15 protein-coding genes are annotated in these 12999 nt (G+C 63.3%); 7 read left to right on the forward strand and 8 right to left on the reverse strand.

The window, feature by feature from the left end; translation table 11 throughout:
- Positions 1-7: 7 nt before the first annotated feature.
- A complete protein-coding gene (lptG, locus tag DBR12_RS04825) occupies positions 8-1126 on the reverse strand; it encodes an LPS export ABC transporter permease LptG (RefSeq protein WP_108616209.1) in 1119 nt (372 codons plus the stop codon).
- A complete protein-coding gene (gene lptF / locus DBR12_RS04830; protein ID WP_108616210.1) occupies positions 1123-2247 on the reverse strand; it encodes an LPS export ABC transporter permease LptF in 1125 nt (374 codons plus the stop codon). The genes lptG and lptF overlap by 4 nt, the downstream gene beginning before the upstream one ends.
- A 73-nt stretch (positions 2248-2320) precedes the next feature.
- On the opposite strand from lptF, the gene DBR12_RS04835 reads away from it, so the two are divergent.
- From DBR12_RS04835 to DBR12_RS04850, 4 genes are all read left to right on the forward strand, one after another.
- Positions 2321-3841, forward strand: coding sequence for a leucyl aminopeptidase (locus DBR12_RS04835; protein WP_108616211.1), 1521 nt, complete (start codon positions 2321-2323; stop codon positions 3839-3841).
- A 15-nt stretch (positions 3842-3856) separates the two neighbouring features.
- Entirely contained in the window at positions 3857-4291 is a 435-nt protein-coding gene (locus tag DBR12_RS04840; protein ID WP_108616212.1) for a DNA polymerase III subunit chi, read from the forward strand.
- Positions 4292-4596: 305 nt separating this feature from the next.
- Positions 4597-4875, forward strand: coding sequence for a hypothetical protein (locus DBR12_RS22545; RefSeq protein WP_233244305.1), 279 nt, complete (start codon positions 4597-4599; stop codon positions 4873-4875).
- A gap of 130 nt (positions 4876-5005) precedes the next feature.
- Entirely contained in the window at positions 5006-6133 is a 1128-nt protein-coding gene (locus DBR12_RS04850; RefSeq protein ID WP_108616214.1) for a branched-chain amino acid ABC transporter substrate-binding protein, read from the forward strand.
- Positions 6134-6269: 136 nt separating this feature from the next.
- On the opposite strand, the gene DBR12_RS04855 is transcribed toward DBR12_RS04850, so the two are convergent.
- From DBR12_RS04855 to lexA, 3 genes are all read right to left on the reverse strand, one after another.
- Entirely contained in the window at positions 6270-7277 is a 1008-nt protein-coding gene (locus tag DBR12_RS04855) for a D-2-hydroxyacid dehydrogenase family protein (protein WP_108616215.1), read from the reverse strand.
- Positions 7278-7542: 265 nt separating this feature from the next.
- Positions 7543-7743: a hypothetical protein gene (locus tag DBR12_RS04860; RefSeq protein ID WP_108616216.1), complete on the reverse strand. Its 201-nt coding sequence runs from the start codon at positions 7741-7743 to the stop codon at positions 7543-7545.
- A gap of 498 nt (positions 7744-8241) precedes the next feature.
- Positions 8242-8916: a transcriptional repressor LexA gene (lexA, locus tag DBR12_RS04865; protein ID WP_108616217.1), complete on the reverse strand. Its 675-nt coding sequence runs from the start codon at positions 8914-8916 to the stop codon at positions 8242-8244.
- 83 nt (positions 8917-8999) lie between these two features.
- Here lexA and DBR12_RS04870 point away from each other — a divergent pair, with 83 nt between their 5' ends.
- Genes DBR12_RS04870 through DBR12_RS04880 form a run of 3 tightly spaced genes read left to right on the forward strand, consistent with a single transcriptional unit; the run spans position 9000 to position 10904 of the window.
- Positions 9000-9959 (forward strand): asparaginase, encoded by a 960-nt coding sequence (locus DBR12_RS04870; RefSeq protein ID WP_108616218.1) that lies wholly within the window; start codon positions 9000-9002, stop codon positions 9957-9959.
- A 20-nt stretch (positions 9960-9979) separates the two neighbouring features.
- Complete coding sequence (locus DBR12_RS04875; protein WP_108616219.1) at positions 9980-10399, forward strand: hypothetical protein; 420 nt, start codon at positions 9980-9982, stop codon at positions 10397-10399.
- A 34-nt stretch (positions 10400-10433) separates the two neighbouring features.
- Positions 10434-10904 carry a DUF6152 family protein gene (locus tag DBR12_RS04880; RefSeq protein WP_108616220.1) on the forward strand — a complete coding sequence of 157 codons (471 nt, stop codon included), beginning with the start codon at positions 10434-10436 and terminating at the stop codon, positions 10902-10904.
- Positions 10905-11086: 182 nt separating this feature from the next.
- Here the strand turns inward: DBR12_RS04880 and adk are convergent, their stop codons facing one another.
- The 3 genes from adk to DBR12_RS04895 all read right to left on the reverse strand — a co-directional run bounded on the left by adk (position 11087) and on the right by DBR12_RS04895 (position 12943).
- Positions 11087-11743 carry an adenylate kinase gene (gene adk, locus DBR12_RS04885; protein WP_108616221.1) on the reverse strand — a complete coding sequence of 219 codons (657 nt, stop codon included), beginning with the start codon at positions 11741-11743 and terminating at the stop codon, positions 11087-11089.
- A gap of 199 nt (positions 11744-11942) precedes the next feature.
- Positions 11943-12764, reverse strand: coding sequence for a 3-deoxy-manno-octulosonate cytidylyltransferase (kdsB, locus tag DBR12_RS04890; protein ID WP_255575905.1), 822 nt, complete (start codon positions 12762-12764; stop codon positions 11943-11945).
- Positions 12761-12943, reverse strand: a complete 183-nt coding sequence (locus DBR12_RS04895) for a Trm112 family protein (protein ID WP_056165650.1) — start codon at positions 12941-12943, stop codon at positions 12761-12763. Before DBR12_RS04895 ends, kdsB begins: the two co-directional genes overlap by 4 nt.
- Positions 12944-12999 lie beyond the last annotated feature (56 nt).

The following is a 12999-nucleotide window of genomic DNA, read 5'->3' on the forward strand; positions in this document are numbered from 1 at the left end:
GTTGCGGTCAGCGCCGAAGCACCAGCCAGCCAAAGGCGGCCAGAGATAGCACGGAATAAATCAGCCCCGGCGCAGCCGCCGTGAGCATGGGCGACCAGTTCTGCAGATTGCCTGCGTAGCCGAAGACGTTGTTCAGAAGGAAGAAGCTGATGCCGGCCATGACCCCGCCAAACACGTAGCCTGCAATGCCGCCCGAGCGGAAATGCAGATAGGCAAAGGGCAGGGCCAGCACCACCATCACCAGGCAGGAGAGGGGGTAGAACACCTTGCGCCAGAACTCGATCTCGTACTTTTGTGCTGACTGGCCGTTGGCGTTCAGGTGTCGGATGAACTGGAACAGGTCGAGCGTGGCCATGCGGTCGGGCTTGAGCAAGGAGGCGGACACCATGTCGGCGCTGATGCGTGTGGGCCACTGCAGGCTGGGGGCGTCCAGGTGTTCTACCCGCGCCTCGCCTTTGTTGTCGGTAGCGCTGTGATGTTCAAAGCGGCTGCGCTGCACGTTCGTGAGCGCCCAGGCGCCGTCCGAGCCGAACTGGCCCGAAGCGGCCCGGGTCTGCGAGGCGAGGCGCCCTTTGTCATCGAACTCGAAGATGCGCACATCCAGCATGCCGCCGTTGGGCGTGAGGGCGCGCACGTTGACGGCAAAAGAGTGATTGTCCTGCCGTTCCTTGAGCCAGGCGCCTGTGGCACCGGTGGTCAGTTTGCCAAGGTAGCGCACCTTGATGAGCTGGGCCGTACGGTCGGTGAGCGGGGCCAGATAGTCGCCCACGGTAAAAGTCAGCAACACAAACACTCCGCCCAGAGTGAGAAGAGTACGCAGCGCGCGCCAGGGGCCCATGCCGCTGGTGCGCATGATGGTGAATTCGGAACTTTGGGCCAGGCGCGCCATCACAAAAATGGTGCCGATGAGTACGGTGATGGGCAGCAGTTCATAGAGGTGGCTGGGAATGCTGAGCACCACAAACAAGAGCGCATGCGAGAGCTGGTAGCCCTCGGCCCCTGTACGGCCCACCCAGCGCAGTTCATCCACCAAGTCGAAGAAGAAGAACAGAGCCAGAAAGCCCACCGTGACGAAGGTGACGGCAGACAGGGCCTCGCGGTGGATCAGGCGGCGGATGGTCTTCATACGGGCAGCCCTCCCTGCGGCTGGGTGGCCCGCGAAGGGTGGGGAGGCAGCAAGTGGCGCACGGTCCATTGGTTGTGCCGCACCGCCAGCACCAGCAGTGATACGGCCAGCATGCCGCCGTGCAGCAGCACCATGAAGCTTGCCAGGCCCAGCCGACCGGCACCCACCCAGCTTTGGCCCAGGGTCATGAGGTTGTAATAGACAATGAACCCGAAGAGTGCAAACACCAGGCTGGTGCTGCGTGCGGCGCGTGGATTGGCACTGGCTACGGCCAGGCCCAGCAGCACAAAGTTGAGAGCGGCCAGTGCCAGTCCCAGGCGCCAGCCCAGCTCAGCCCGGTAGGCGGGTAGGGGCTGCATGAGCAGGTCGAGGGTGGTGCGGGTCTTCACGGCAAGCTCTTCGGCGGAGCCCGGCGAGGCGGCGCCGATGCGGGTGCCGTATTCGGAGAAGTCGCTGATTTTGACGCCGGGCTTGTCGCGCGAGGTCTCCAGTCGCTGGCCGTTGCTGAGCAGCACCATGCGCTCTCCTTCCCTGGTCTCCTGCCGTGCGCTGCGTGCCGAGGTGACGGACTCGCGTGTGCCGTCGTTGGCAGCGATGAAGACGTTATTGGCGGCCTGTGTGTCGGGGCTGTCTTTGTCGATGAAGAACACCCTGCTGCCATTGGATGACTCCTGGAATTCGCCGGGAGCGATGCGGTCGATGTCGCTGCGTTGTTCGTAACGGGTCTTAAGTTCTTGGATCTGCGAGTTTGCCCAGGGCCAGACCAGCAGCGACAGCACGGCGATCACCACCATCACGGGCCAGGCAAACCGCAGCAAGGGCTTGACCAGGCTCAGCAGGCCCCGACCGCTGGCGAACCAGATCACCATTTCGCTGTCGCGGTACATGCGCGAGAGGGTGCCGACTACGGCAATGAACAGGCTCAGGCTCAGGATGATGGGCAACTGCCCCAATACGGTGAAGCCCATAACCAGCATCACATCGGAGGGGCTCACGCTGCCTTTGGAGGCCTGGCCCAGGGTACGGATGAGCATCATGGTCATGACCACGGTCACCAGCACTACAAGCGTCGCGCCGAAGCTGCGTGCCAGCTCTTTGCGAATGGATGAATCGAATAACATTGGCTCAGCGCGTGCTATGCATTTTTGCGTGCGCATCAAAGCGCATGGCCCGCTCATAAGGAAAACACCGATTATGAACTTTGATCTCAAGACCCTGGATTTGACAGCGGCCGCTTCGGAGAAATGCGACCTGCTGGTGGTGATGATTCCCGAGGGCTTCAAGCCGGGGGCAGACGCCCTCTCTGCCCTGGCGGCGCTGGCACTCAAGAACGGAGATCTTTCGCTGAAGGCAGGCAAGCAGCTGCAGCTGTACCAGGCGCCCGCCGTGGCAGCGCGCCGTGTGGTGCTGGTCGGTGGGGGCGATGGCTCTGCCCGCGCGCTTCGTCAGGCCGTGCTGGCAGTGAGCGGCGCAATCAAGGCCCCTCAAACCAAGCGGGTGGCGCTTTGTTGGGCGGGTGTCGCCTCTGCGGACGCTGTGTGCGCCACTGTGCAGGCAGTGGCCGAAGCCAGTTATGTATACACCTCCACAAAATCCAAGGTGGAGGCGCGCAGCCTGGGCCGCTGTGTGATTGGTGTCTCCAGCCCCACCGAGGTGCGTGAAGGTTTTGATCGGGGTGTGGCGCTGGTGGCGGGGGTGGAGTTTGCGCGTGAATGGGGCAACCGCCCGGCCAACCATGCAACGCCCAGCCTTCTGGCCGATGCTGCCAAGACGCTGGCCAAGCTGCCGCGCATTCAGTGCAAGGTCCATGGCCCGGCCGAGGTCAGTCGCCTGGGGATGGGCGCTTTCATGGCCGTTGCCCGCGGCTCGGAGGAGCCGCTGCGTTTTATTGAACTGCGCTACAACGGCGCCGCCAAGGACAAGGCACCTGTGGTGCTGGTGGGCAAGGGCATTACCTTTGACACCGGTGGCATTTCGATCAAACCTGCGCCCGAGATGGACGAGATGAAGTTTGACATGTGTGGCGCAGCCAGCGTGTTGGGCACGTTCCGCGCCCTGGGCGAGCTGCAACCTGCCATCAACGTGGTGGGGCTGATTCCGGCCTGCGAGAACATGCCGGATGGTCGTGCCGTGAAGCCCGGTGATGTGGTTACCAGCATGAGCGGCCAGACCATTGAGATATTGAACACTGATGCGGAAGGCCGCCTGGTGCTGTGTGATGCGCTGACCTATGCGGCGCGCTTCAAGCCTGCTGCCGTGGTGGACATTGCCACCCTGACCGGCGCCTGCGTGATTGCACTGGGTGGCGTGCGCAGCGGCCTGTTTGCCAACAACGATGGATTGGCCACCGCACTGCAAGATGCCGGCGAATCCGCGCAAGACCCCTGCTGGCGCATGCCGCTGGATGACGACTATGCCGAGGGCCTCAAGAGCAACTTTGCCGACATGGGCAATGTTGCCGGGCGGGCGGGCGGTTCGATCACGGCCGCCAAGTTCCTGCAGAAGTTTGTGGGCGACATGCCCTGGGCACACCTGGACATTGCCGGCACGGCCTGGCGCGGTGGTGCGGCCAAAGGTTCCACAGGGCGACCTGTGGGTTTGTTGGTGCACTATCTGCTGGCCCAGGCCCACACCAAGGTGGGCAAGGCAGCGCCCGCACCCCGTGCTGCCGCCAAGCCATCGACCAAGCGCACCCCCCGGGCCAAGGCAGCCTGATCGAGCGGGCAAGCCATGACAGAGGTTGCCTTCCACTTCAATGCGCCCGACAAGCTGGCCTATGCGTGCCGTTTTGCGCGCAAGGTGCAGCGCAGTGGGGCGCGTCTGGTGATTACGGCGCCGGCCGAGTCGCTGGAGACCCTGGACCGCATGCTCTGGGCCATGGCGCCCCAGGACTTTGTGGCCCACTGCCGCAGCGATGCAGACGAGGAGCTGGTGCTGGCGTCCCCGGTGTTGCTGGCGGTCGATGCGCGGTCGTCTGCGCACCGCGAGGTGCTGTTGAATCTCAACACGGAAGTCCCTGAAGGCTTCGGGCGGTTTGACCGGCTGGTAGAGGTAGTAAGTGCCCATGACGAAGCCGATCGTGCGGAGGCGCGCGCGCGTTGGCGCCACTATGCCTCCAGGGGTTACGCAATCACGCGCCATGATCTGGTGCTGAAAGGCGGCTGATGGCCACCCCTCCCAAGGTGCCTCCCCGTTTTGTGCCCACACTCACCGAAGTGGTGCAGGTGCCTGCTACATCGCAGGCGCCTGTTCCGGTGGAGCCCCGTGCGCGCACCACAGTCATGCCACCCCCGCAGGGTGTGCCAACTGTGAGTTCTCGGCAAACACATGGTGCTCCATTGCCCGCAGCTCCTCGGCCCGCGAGTGCCCCTGCTTCGATGTCTGCAAGCGCAGTGGGCGTTGCGCGTACGCAGGCCAGTGGGGCTCTAGCACCCGGGAGTCGGCAGCTGATCCCAGGTGCGACTGGAACTATGCCCAGGGCCTCGCCTGCGGCCCTTGTAGCGTCGCCTGCGTTGGCGCCCCCCCTGCCCGAGGGCATGGAGGAGTACATGGTGCACCGTGTCATGCAGCGTGTGGACGTTGTACTGGATCAACGTTTGCGCGATGCGATCGCCACGGTGGTGCAAGAACAGACAAGATCGGTGTTGCCCAGGCTGCGGGAAGAGATCGAATCCGTGGTCCGCCATGCGGTGTACGAAGCAGTGGCCGAGGAGTTGGCTAGCGGTGCGCCAACGGTCAGCAAGGGATGACAGGGTATTCCCTTGTGGTTTCCCCCGCATTTAATCGTGTTCCCTAATGATCTGGCCCGTAAATTGCGATATGTTCGCCTGCGTTGAGACACAAGAACATTCTCAGCGTTTATCTTTACTGGAGATTGATATGCAATTGAAGTTGAAACTGACCGTGGTTGCTGCTATCGCAGCTGCAGCTGGTGTGGCCTCTGCACAAGAGCAGGTGGTCAAGATCGGCCACGTGGCTCCGGTTTCCGGCGCCCAAGCCCACTACGGCAAGGACAACGAAAATGGCGCCCGCATGGCCATTGAAGAGCTGAACGCTCAAGGTGTCACTATCGGTGGCAAGAAGATCAAGTTCGAATTGGTCGCGGAAGACGACGCTGCTGATCCAAAACAGGGCACCGCTGCTGCACAGAAGCTGTGCGATGCGAAGGTTGCTGGCGTGGTTGGCCACCTCAACTCCGGTACCACTATCCCGGCTTCCAAGGTCTACAACGACTGCGGCATTCCCCATGTCACCGGCGCTGCAACCAACCCCAACCTGACCAAGCCCGGTTACAAGACCACCTTCCGTATCATCGCCAACGACAACGCCTTGGGCGCTGGCTTGGCGTTCTACGCTGTTGATACGCTGAAGCTCAAGACCGTTGCCATCATCGACGACCGTACCGCTTACGGCCAAGGCGTGGCAGACGTGTTCAAGAAGACGGCTACAGCCAAGGGCATGAAAGTGGTGGACGAGCAGTTCACGACCGACAAAGCCACCGACTTCATGGCGATCCTGACCGCCATCAAGGCTAAGAACCCCGACGCGATCTTCTACGGTGGCATGGACCCCCAAGGTGGCCCGATGCTGCGTCAGATGGAGCAGCTGGGCATGGGCAACGTCAAGTACTTCGGTGGTGACGGCATCTGCACTTCTGAAATCGCCAAGCTGGCTGCCGGTGCCAAGACCCTGGGCAACGTGATCTGCGCTGAAGGTGGTTCCTCGCTGGCCAAGATGCCTGGTGGCACGGCCTGGAAAGCCAAGTACGACGCCAAGTACCCCAACCAGTTCCAAGTTTACAGCCCCTACACCTACGACGCTACCTTCCTGATCGTGGACGCCATGAAGCGCGCCAACTCCGTGGACCCCAAGGTCTACACGCCTGAGTTGGCCAAGTCCAACTTCAAGGGTGTGACCTCCACGATCGCCTTCGAGCCCAACGGTGAAATGAAGAACCCCGCTATCACGCTGTACGTTTACAAGGACGGCAAGAAGACCCCTCTGTAATGGAGAGTCTTCATTTGCAAGGCACTGAGGTGCCTTGCAAAAAAAAAAAGGCTTCCCTCGGGAAGCCTTTTTCGTTGCGAAGTGCGGGTGCGAGACAACCTTCGGTCTGGGCCTCTTGCCGCTGGGAGGCTGTGGCCTACCGTCGCACTTGCAATGAGCCAGGGTTCACGATGTTGGTCGGTGTGCCCTTTATGAAGTTCACCACGTTGTCAAAGGCTGCGCCAAAGTACAGCTCGTAGCTGTCCTGTTCGACATACCCAATGTGCGGCGTGCAGATGCAGTTTTCCAGCCGCAGCAAGGCGTGGCCTTGCAGAATGGGTTCGCTCTCAAACACATCGACTGCCGCCATGCCAGGGCGTCCCCGGTTCAGGGCGGCAATCAGCGCGTCGGGTTCAATGAGTTCTGCACGCGAGGTGTTGACCAGCAGAGAGGTGGGCTTCATGCACGACAGGTCTTCGAGGGAAATGATGCCCCGGGTTTCATCATTCAGGCGCAGGTGCAGCGAGATCACGTCGCATTGGGAGAAGAACTCCTCGCGCGTTGTTGCCGCCTGGTAGCCATCGGTCAATGCCTGCGCACGTGAGCCCTCGCGGCCCCAGACGCGCACATTCATTCCAAACGCCCGGCCATAGCCGGCCACCAGCTGCCCGATGCGTCCATAGCCCCAGATGCCGAGGGTTTTGCCGCGCAACACGTTTCCCAGCCCAAAATTGGCGGGCATGGACGCGGTCTTCAATCCTGACTGTTGCCAAGCGCCATGCTTGAGGTTGGAGATGTACTGGGGCAGCCTGCGCATGGAGGCCATGACCAGCGCCCATGTCAACTCGGCGGGCGCGACCGGAGAGCCCACGCCTTCTGCAACGGCAATGCCGCGCTCGGTGCAGGCGGCCACATCAACGTGGCTGCCAACCTTGCCCGTTTGTGCGATGAGCTTGAGGCGCGGCAGCTTCTCGACGAGTTGGCGGGTGATCTGGGTGCGTTCCCGCACCAGTACGATGATGTCAGCATCTTTAAGCCGCACGGAGAGTTGGCCCAGCCCCTTGACGGTGTTGGTGTAAACCTTGGCGGTGTACGCGTCGAGCCGGGAGGCGCAATGCAGTTTGCGCACTGCATCCTGGTAGTCGTCGAGAATCACAATATTCATGCTGATATTGTGCCTTGGCGAGGATTCGGCCTGGCACCAGGTGGCCGCTTGGTGCAACAAAAACTCCGGCTTTTGGTGACGGAGTGTTGGTGCTGCCCGGCAAGGCATTGCCCCGACCGGGTGGCATGAAATCGGACCGATGGATGTGAAGCGTTGGCGTCCTGGCTGTTTGATGGGGCGCAAGCTTGCGCTGCGCCTTCAAGGTATGCACGTCCATCGCTGTAATGGCTGCATTACGAACCTCGAAAAAGTCTTCCAACAGGTTTCAGGCACGTATGGCTTCGGAGGCCGCCATGCGGTCCAGCTCAGCGCACACATCGGCCATGCGGCCTGCAATCACCAGGCGGCCGGTGCCAGGGTCGGACACCCGCCGCAGGACCTTGGGTGACCGCAGGCTGCTTGCACTCGAATCAGTGGGCCGTGCCGATAAAAATGCTGGGCGGTGGCTGCCCGTGGGGATGGCCATGGGCAGAAAAGACCTGCCCGATGGTGCTGGACGGCGGGTGGGAGTTTCTGCGGGGCGCAGCGGAGGCCTGACCGTAAAAGGCCAGTTGCCACGCAGTGGCCGTGGCTCTTGCGTGACAGGCGGACGCTGGTGGCCCAGTGCTGCAGCACTTGTGTCTGCAGCAGCTTTTGAACGAGCAGGGTGTGCGAGTAGGCGCTTCAGGCCGCGCAGCGGATTTTGAAGGGCGGCAAGGTTGAACAAGGCAAGTCCCATGTGAAAACTCCGAAGGTCGGGGGTCGAACACAGGCAGGATTGCAAAGACATTTCAAGCCATGCTTTTTGCCGAACCATGGCGGACGTGCTGGCGCTTGCGTTGCAAGAGACTGGCATCACAAGACTAACAACGTCGCCGCGCTGGTAGGGCTGGTGGCATGGCATGGGGTCCGCACTGCAGGGCTGGTGTGCTGTGCCCAGCCCACCAAACGCCCGCCACCCACAGTGCAACCTAAACGTAGCTGCCTACATCAGCATGGTGTTGCGGATGAGCCCCACAGCCAAGCCCTCGATTTCGAAGGGCTCGCCGGGCTGGACCACGATCACCGGATAGTCGGGGTTTTCGGGCAAGAGCTCGATGGCGGTGGAGGTGCGGCGCAGGCGCTTGACGGTGACGTCGTCACCCAGCCGTGCCACGATGATCTGGCCGTTGCGGGCTTCGCGGGTGGACTGTACTGCCAGCAGGTCGCCGTCCATGATGCCGGCGTCGCGCATGGACATGCCGCGCACCTTGAGCAGGTAGTCGGGCTTGTGCTGGAAGAGGCTGTTTTCCACGCTGTAGGTCTGGTCCACATGTTCCTGCGCGAGAATGGGCGACCCCGCTGCCACGCGCCCTACCAGGGGCAGCACCAGCTGCGACAGGCCCGGAATCGGCAGGCTGAACTGACTGCCACGCGCTGCGTTGATGGAGCGCACCGTGTCGCCGCGCAGGCGAATGCCCCGCGATGTGCCGCTGACCAGCTCGATCACCCCTTTGCGGGCCAGTGCTTGCAGGTGTTCTTCGGCGGCGTTGGCTGATTTGAATCCAAGCTCTGCCGCGATTTCAGCGCGGGTCGGAGGCGCGCCAGTGCGTGCAATGGCGGTCTGGATGAGGTCCAGGATCTGCTGCTGGCGGGCGGTGAGTTTGGGGTTGTCGAGCATGGTGGTTTCCGGTGGCGGAGGTTACAGTGATGAACAACTGTTTTTTAATCCAGTAACTGTATTTTTCATCAGTTTTTCGGAGTATGCAAGTGAGCGGGCAAAAAATTGTGGTTTTGGGCACAGGGGGCACCATCGCGGGCACCTCGGCACAGGCGGGGGACAACATCGGCTACACCGCAGCCCAGGTGGGGGTGGAGCAATTGCTGGCCGCCGTGCCGGGCCTGCTGGCGCTGGCTGGCGGCATGCTGGTGGCTGAGCAGGTGGCCCAGGTGGACAGCAAGGACATGGACGACGGCGTGTGGCGAGCGCTGGCCCAGCGCTGTGCGCACCACCTGGCAGACCCGGACGTGCGGGGCCTGGTCATTACCCACGGCACGGACACGCTGGAAGAAACCGCCTGGTTTTTGCACGAGGTGCTGAACACCACGAAGCCTGTGGTGCTGACCTGCGCCATGCGCCCTGCGACGGCGCTGACACCCGATGGCCCGCAGAACCTGCTGGACGCGGTGGCTGTGGTGCTCGCCCCCGGCGCCACCGGGGTGGTGGCTGTGGCGGCCGGAGAACTTCATGCCGCCCGTGGCGTGCAGAAGGTCCACCCGTACCGTGTGCATGCCTTCAGTTCGGGCGATGCCGGCCCCTTGGGATGGGTGGAGGAGGGACAAGTTCGCCTTGTGCAAAATTGGCCTCTTCCGCCTGTTGGGCGTGCCTTTTCTGCTATCAAAACAGGAATTGAAGCCGCCGAATGGCCCTGGGTGGAGGTTGTGCTGAACCACGCAGGCGCACGGGCCCAGACCGTGGATGCGCTGGTGCGCGCAGGGGTGCGAGGGCTGGTGGTGGCCTGCACCGGCAATGGGACCATTCACCATGCGCTGGAGGCTGCCTTGCTGCGGGCACAGCATGCGGGTGTGCGGGTGGTGCGGGCCACCCGGTGCGCCGAAGGGCAGGTGCTGCCCAAGCCTGGCGATGTGTTGCCTGATTCCCAGGGATTGTCTCCGGTGAAGGCGCGGGTGGCCTTGCTGCTCGACCTGCTGCTGGTGCGCTGACGGGACTGGCTGCTTTATTCATGCTTGCAGCACTCAAGACGCACGCCTGGGCCTATCCGGCGCTGGAGGTGGTGCATATCGTGGGCATCGCGCTCTTGCTGGGTAACCTGGTGTTGCTGGAGCTGCGGGTGTTCGGTCGGGGCGCGGCATTGCCGGTGAAGGATCTGGCCCGTCTGAGCCTGTCGCTGGCGCTATGCGGTTTTGGGCTGGTAGCCGCCTCGGGCCTGCTGATGTTTGCGACCCAGCCCGTCGAGTTGCTCAGCAACCGCGCATTCACCTTGAAGATGCTGTTGTTAATGCTTGCCGGGTGCAATGCCGCATGGTTTCATGGGCGTGATTCGCTCGTGCGGCTCGACGCCCTGGCCCGCGCACAGATGCTGGCTTCCACGCTGGTCTGGCTGGCCGTGGTGGTGTGTGGCCGCTGGATCGCCTACCTGTGAAAGCTGTCCAGTTCTTCTTTTCTTCGGGGGCTTTATGAGTTTGCAACGACGTCACCTGCTTGTCGCCGCTGCCGCCTGGCCTGTGGGGGCTCAGGCGCACCATGGCTGGAGCAGTTTTGACCCGGATCGCCCGATTTACCTGGAAGGTACCGTGCGCAAGGTGCGCTGGCAAAACCCCCATGCACAGCTGTCGCTGGAGCTTGCCGCTGGCTTGAAGCTGCCCGCTGATCTGGCACAGCGCCCCGTGCCTGCGCAGACGGCGCCGGTGGATGGCCGCGCGCTGCTGGCCAAGGCCGTGTTGCCCACACGCAAGGATCTGCTCTGGGAGGTAGAGCTGGCGCCCCTCACACGCATGCAGGCGTGGCAGGTACAAGAGATTCCGCCGGGTGCCCAGGTGTCGGTGGTGGGGTTCACCTTGCGCGAGGAGAAGGGCGACCCGGTGCTGCGCGCTGAGTACCTGTATGTTGATGGCAAGGCCTACGGGCTGCGGTCCAGCCCGGCATGACGGGTGTACCCACACCGGGGTGATAGGCCGCTGCGGTGGAGCCGATGCCGGGCAGCGCTGGCGCACTGGCAGGGTGGCCCCATAAAAAAAGGCGACGCCCCTGTGCAGGGAGTCGCCGGTTCGTAGCGATCAGCGTGGCCGTATGGCCGAGACCGCGCCAGCGACCGCCTTGTTTACTGGTCTCAGCTGGCCAGGGCCTGCAGCGCGCGCGCCGTGATCTCGTCCACGCTGCCTGTGCCGCTGATGGCGCGGTACTTGGGGGCCGCAGCAGATTCTGCCTTGGCCCAGTTGCCGTAGTAGTCCACCAGGGGGCGCGTCTGGTCGCTGTAGACCTGCAGGCGCTTTTTGACGGTTTCTTCCTTGTCGTCTTCGCGCTGGATCAGATCCTCGCCCGTCACGTCGTCCTTGCCTTCCACTTTGGGGGGGTTGAACTTCACGTGGTAAGTGCGGCCGCTGGCGGGGTGCGAGCGGCGACCGCTCATGCGTTCGATGATGGCATCGAAGGGCACGTCGATTTCGAGCACGTAGTCGAGCTTGACGCCTGCGGCCTTCATCGCGTCGGCCTGGGGGATGGTGCGGGGGAACCCGTCAAACAGGAAGCCTTTTGCGCAGTCAGGCTGCGTGATGCGTTCCTTGACGAGACCGATGATGATGTCATCACTGACCAGGGCGCCCGAATCCATCACGGCCTTGGCCTGCAGGCCCAGCGGTGTGCCGGCCTTGACAGCTGCACGCAGCATGTCGCCGGTGGAGATTTGCGGGATGCCGTACTTCTGGCAGATGAACGTGGCTTGCGTGCCCTTTCCGGCGCCAGGCGCGCCCAACAGAATCAGTCTCATGGAAGTCCTCGAAGGTTAGAAATCGGTTGGCGCCGCTGGCGGGGACGTTTGAAGGGCGCCTGAAGCCGTTCTGTGCGCCCGGGATGCGGTGCTCTCGTTACAGTTGAGGATAGCATGTGACCACCTTGCGCTGACTTACATGGGCGACTGTTTCCCCAGGGCCGCGCCACCGCAAGGCATTGCGGGGTGGGCCGGGGCCTCAGCCCAGCAGTGCGCGCACCCGTGCGAGATCTTCGGGTGTGTCCACGCCCGGTCCAGGGGCCCTGTCTGCCAGGTGCACCGCAATGCGGTGGCCGTGCCAGAGGGCGCGCAGTTGTTCCAGTGCCTCGACCACCTCGGTCGGTGCGGGTGGCAGTTGTGGAAACTGCCGCAGGAAACCGGCGCGGTAGCTGTAGATGCCGATATGTCGCAACGGCGCAAAACCTGCCAGCGCTGCGACACCTGGGGCCGCAGACTGTGCAGCGCCCAGCCACCAGGCGGTGCCCGCATGGTCGCGCGCAAACGGAATGGGCGCGCGGCTGAAGTAATGCGCCAGGCCCCGCGCGTCCAGCACCACCTTCACCACATTGGGGTTGGCGACGTCGGCCAGCGAAGCAATGGCGTGTGCGGCCGTGCCCATGCTGGCTTCGGGCCGGGCGGCTAACAGGCCAGCCACGGCGTTGATGAGGGCCGGGTCCATCAGAGGTTCGTCGCCCTGCACATTGACCACGACGTCGTCGCCCTCAAGGTCCAACTGGGCACAGGCTTCGGCCAGTCGGTCGCTGCCGCTGGTGTGGTCGGGCCGGGTCATGATCGCCTGCACGCCCTGGGCCTCACAGGCTTTCAGGATGCGGGCGTCGTCGGCGGCCACCACCACGCGGGTGGCGGCGCTTTGCGCAGCACGCTGGGCCACGCGCACCACCATGGGCAACCCGGCGATGTCGGCCAGCGGCTTGTCCGGCAGGCGGCTCGATGCCATGCGCGCCGGGATCAGCACCGTGAAGGGGCTTGCAGTTGCCGGGGCAGCGGTGGCGGTGCTCACCGCTCCAGTTCCTCGTCGGTCAGGGTGCGTGCTTCGTTTTCCAGCAGCACCGGAATGCCGTCACGCACCGGGTAGGCGAGGCGGGCACTGCGGGAGACGAGTTCCTGCGCCTCGCGGTCGTAGGTCAGGGGGCCTTTGGTGACGGGGCAGACCAGCAGTTCAAGCAGTTTGGGGTCCATGGGGCGGGGGCTTTCCGTGAGGGTTCGGCGGGGTTCGTTCACTGGCCCATTCAGGC

Origin of the sequence: Acidovorax sp. HMWF029, assembly GCF_003060895.1 — a bacterium.
Classification (GTDB): Bacteria; Pseudomonadota; Gammaproteobacteria; order Burkholderiales; family Burkholderiaceae_C; genus Acidovorax.

Bases quoted from the DNA above. Each gene is read 5' to 3' on its own strand.
- DBR12_RS04880 (WP_108616220.1), top strand. From the start codon at position 10,434: ATGAGTTTGCAACGACGTCACCTGCTTGTCGCCGCTGCCGCCTGGCCT.
- DBR12_RS04850 (WP_108616214.1), top strand. From the start codon at position 5,006: ATGCAATTGAAGTTGAAACTGACCGTGGTTGCTGCTATCGCAGCTGCA.
- adk (WP_108616221.1), bottom strand. From the start codon at position 11,743: ATGAGACTGATTCTGTTGGGCGCGCCTGGCGCCGGAAAGGGCACGCAA.
- DBR12_RS04835 (WP_108616211.1), top strand. From the start codon at position 2,321: ATGAACTTTGATCTCAAGACCCTGGATTTGACAGCGGCCGCTTCGGAG.
- DBR12_RS22545 (WP_233244305.1), top strand. From the start codon at position 4,597: ATGCCCAGGGCCTCGCCTGCGGCCCTTGTAGCGTCGCCTGCGTTGGCG.
- lexA (WP_108616217.1), bottom strand. From the start codon at position 8,916: ATGCTCGACAACCCCAAACTCACCGCCCGCCAGCAGCAGATCCTGGAC.
- DBR12_RS04870 (WP_108616218.1), top strand. From the start codon at position 9,000: ATGCAAGTGAGCGGGCAAAAAATTGTGGTTTTGGGCACAGGGGGCACC.
- DBR12_RS04855 (WP_108616215.1), bottom strand. From the start codon at position 7,277: ATGAATATTGTGATTCTCGACGACTACCAGGATGCAGTGCGCAAACTG.
- lptF (WP_108616210.1), bottom strand. From the start codon at position 2,247: ATGTTATTCGATTCATCCATTCGCAAAGAGCTGGCACGCAGCTTCGGC.
- DBR12_RS04875 (WP_108616219.1), top strand. From the start codon at position 9,980: ATGCTTGCAGCACTCAAGACGCACGCCTGGGCCTATCCGGCGCTGGAG.
- lptG (WP_108616209.1), bottom strand. From the start codon at position 1,126: ATGAAGACCATCCGCCGCCTGATCCACCGCGAGGCCCTGTCTGCCGTC.
- DBR12_RS04840 (WP_108616212.1), top strand. From the start codon at position 3,857: ATGACAGAGGTTGCCTTCCACTTCAATGCGCCCGACAAGCTGGCCTAT.
- DBR12_RS04860 (WP_108616216.1), bottom strand. From the start codon at position 7,743: ATGGCCATCCCCACGGGCAGCCACCGCCCAGCATTTTTATCGGCACGG.
- DBR12_RS04895 (WP_056165650.1), bottom strand. From the start codon at position 12,943: ATGGACCCCAAACTGCTTGAACTGCTGGTCTGCCCCGTCACCAAAGGC.